Source organism: Arthrobacter crystallopoietes BAB-32 (assembly GCF_000328305.2).
In the GTDB taxonomy this organism is placed as follows: domain Bacteria; phylum Actinomycetota; class Actinomycetes; order Actinomycetales; family Micrococcaceae; genus Crystallibacter; species Crystallibacter crystallopoietes_A.
On sequence record NZ_ANPE02000298.1, the window covers coordinates 1 to 2,833 of the forward strand.

2 protein-coding genes are annotated in these 2,833 nt (G+C 68.4%); both read right to left on the reverse strand.

Annotated elements, in window-relative coordinates:
* Nucleotides 1-1,354 (reverse strand): DNA primase (gene dnaG / locus D477_RS20295; RefSeq protein ID WP_005274967.1); only part of this gene is annotated, 1,354 nt, incomplete at its 3' end.
* A gap of 90 nt (nucleotides 1,355-1,444) precedes the next feature.
* The gene (locus D477_RS20300; protein ID WP_237740847.1) at nucleotides 1,445-2,704 is read right to left on the reverse strand and encodes a deoxyguanosinetriphosphate triphosphohydrolase; all 1,260 of its coding nucleotides are present in this window, start codon (nucleotides 2,702-2,704) and stop codon (nucleotides 1,445-1,447) included.
* Between the last annotated feature and the right edge of the window lie 129 nt (nucleotides 2,705-2,833).

Consider the following 2,833-nt stretch of genomic DNA (forward strand, 5'->3'; position numbering starts at 1 on the left):
CGCCGCCGGGCGGCTGCTGTTCGGCGGCGCGCTTGCCGGCCGCCGACACTGCCCGGAGCACATCCTCCACGTCCACGCCCAGCCAGCCCGCGAGCAGGCGTGAGTAGGCCGGGCGCATGGCAGGATCCCGAATCTGGGCCACCACGGGGGCCGCGGCGCGCAGCGCCTGGACCCGGCCTTCGACCGTGTCGAGGTCGAACCGCTTGAGCGTGGCCTTGATGGCGAACTCGAACAGCGGCCGGCGCGAGGAGATCAGCTCGCGGACGGCCGGTTCGCCGCGGGTCATCCGGAGATCACACGGATCCGCGCCGGTCGGCTCGACCGCGACAAACGTCTGGGCGATGAACCGCTGGTCCTCCTCGAAGGCCCGCAGGGCGGCCTTCTGCCCGGCCTCGTCGCCGTCGAAGGTGAAGATGACCTCTCCCCCGGTGCCGTCGTCGGACAGCAGACGGCGGGCGATCTTGATGTGGTCGGCGCCGAACGCGGTGCCGCAGGTGGCTACTGCAGTGGTGATTCCGGCCAGATGGCAGGCCATGACGTCCGTGTAGCCTTCGACGACAACGAGCTGCCGGTTCCGGGCAATGTCCCGTTTGGCCAGGTCGATGCCGTACAGCACCTGGGACTTCTTGTACAGCGCGGTTTCCGGAGTATTGAGGTACTTCGGGCCCTGGTCGTCGTCGTACAGTTTGCGCGCTCCGAAGCCGATAGTCTCGCCTGCAATGTCGCGGATGGGCCAGATCAGCCGGCCGCGGAACCGGTCGTAGATGCCGCGATTGCCTTCGGAGAACATGCCGGTGAGCTTGAGTTCCTCTTGTTGGAAGCCCCGGCCGGCCAGGTGCTTGAGCAGGCTGTCCCACCCCTGCGGGGCGTAGCCGACGCCGAAATGTTCGGCAGCGGCAGCGTCGAATCCCCTGCCTTCGAGGAACTGCCGGGCAGCGGCAGCCCCGGGCGTGGCGAGCTGCGCGCGGAAGAACTCTGCGGCGACCTTGTGGGCGTCAAGCAGCCGCTGCCGCTTGCCCACGTCCTCGCGGCGCGGCCCCGTTCCGCCGTCCTCGTAGCGCAGCGTGTAGTTGATGCGGTGCGCCAGCTTTTCAACCGTCTCGGCGAAAGTTGTGTGGTCCATCTTCTGGACGAACGAGATGACGTCGCCGCCTTCGCCGCAGCCGAAGCAGTGGTACGTGCCGACCTGGGGACGGACGTGGAACGACGGCGACCGCTCGTCGTGGAAGGGGCACAGGCCCTTGAAGGAGCCGATGCCGGCGGACTTGAGCGTGACGTAGCCGTCGACGACGTCCTTAATGTCCGTACGCTGCCGGACCTCGTCGATGTCTTCGCGTTTGATCAGTCCGGCCATGAGAACAGTTTAGGTTGGCGGGGCAAATCGAACCGGTCGCGCGGCTGGTTGTGCACGGAACCTGCAGGCAGCGTCCTGTGGAGGACCAGACTAGATCAGCGTGCGGTTCGAGCCCATGAGCCGCTCGTGCAGGGCGATGGCCGATACATCGGTGAGGGAAGCGATCTGGTCGATGACCACCCGGAGGCGGGCACCGTCGTCGTCCGCGGCATGCCAGTCCGCCACGAAGGCCGGCTCCAGGTGCCGGGGGCCCGTGGCATGCAGTTCGTGGACCAGGTCGGTGAGGATTTCCTGCTGCTGCTCGTAGATCGGCTGGCGCAGGTCCGCGGTCATGACGAACGTCGTCGCCAGGCCCTTCATCACGGCGATTTCCAGCACGGTTTCCTGCGGCACCACGAGCTCGGCGGCATACCGGGTCAGCGGTTCCGGCCCGTAGATGCCGCGGGTCGCCTCAAGCGCGCTGGAGCAGAAACGGCCGATGAGCTGGCTGGTCATGTCCTTCAGCGCTGCCATGGACTTGCGGCTGCCGTCCGCTTCCCGGACCCAGACGCCCGATTCCTCCAGACGCGTCAGCGCCGCGTCCACTTCTGCCGGATCGGTGTGCGGGAGGTACCACTGCCGGGTATAGCCGATGACGCGGCTGCGGTGGTCCGCGTTGTCCATCCATTTGAGCTGGACGCGGCCGGCGACGATGGCGTCCTCGACGTCGTGCACGGAGTAGGAGATGTCGTCCGCCAGGTCCATCACCTGGGCCTCGATGCAGGATCGGCGCTCGGGGGCGCCCGCGCGCAGCCAGTCGAAGACGGGCAGGTCATCCTCGTAGGCGCCGAACTTGCTGGTCCGCTTGCCGTGGATCACGGGAGCATCAGAGGCGGCCCAGGGGTACTTGCACGACGCGTCGAGGCTGGCCCGGGTCAGGTTCAGCCCGGCCGGCGACCCGTCCGGACGGAGGACCTTGGGCTCCAGCCGGGTGAGCAGGCGCAGGGTCTGGGCGTTGCCTTCGAACCCGCCGATGGAGTGTGCGGCTGCATTGAGCGCGGCCTCCCCGTTGTGGCCGAACGGCGGGTGGCCGAGGTCATGCGAGAGGCAGGCGGCGTCCACCACGTCCGGGTCGCAGCCGAGGGTGCGGCCGAGTTCCCGGCCGACCTGGGCAACCTCGAGGCTGTGGGTCAGCCGCGTGCGGACAAAGTCGTCCGTGGCGGGCGAGACCACCTGGGTCTTCGCGCCGAGCCTGCGCAGCGCGGACGAATGCAGGACGCGCGCCCGGTCCCGCTCGAAGTGCGTGCGGTAGGTGCTCTTGGCCGGCTCGGCCACCCAGCGTTCCTGGTCCGACTCCTTGTAGCCCGTCATCAGCGGCTCGGGCGTCAGCGCGACCTGCTCAGCCACCGGAGACATCCAGCTCGGCGGCGGCAATCATGGCTTTGTGGTTCTCGTCCAGCTCCCGGCTGTTCAGCCAGCCGTCCGGGAGCGCCGGCCGCT

Bases quoted from the DNA above. Each gene is read 5' to 3' on its own strand.
- D477_RS20300 (WP_237740847.1), bottom strand. From the start codon at position 2,704: ATGACGGGCTACAAGGAGTCGGACCAGGAACGCTGGGTGGCCGAGCCG.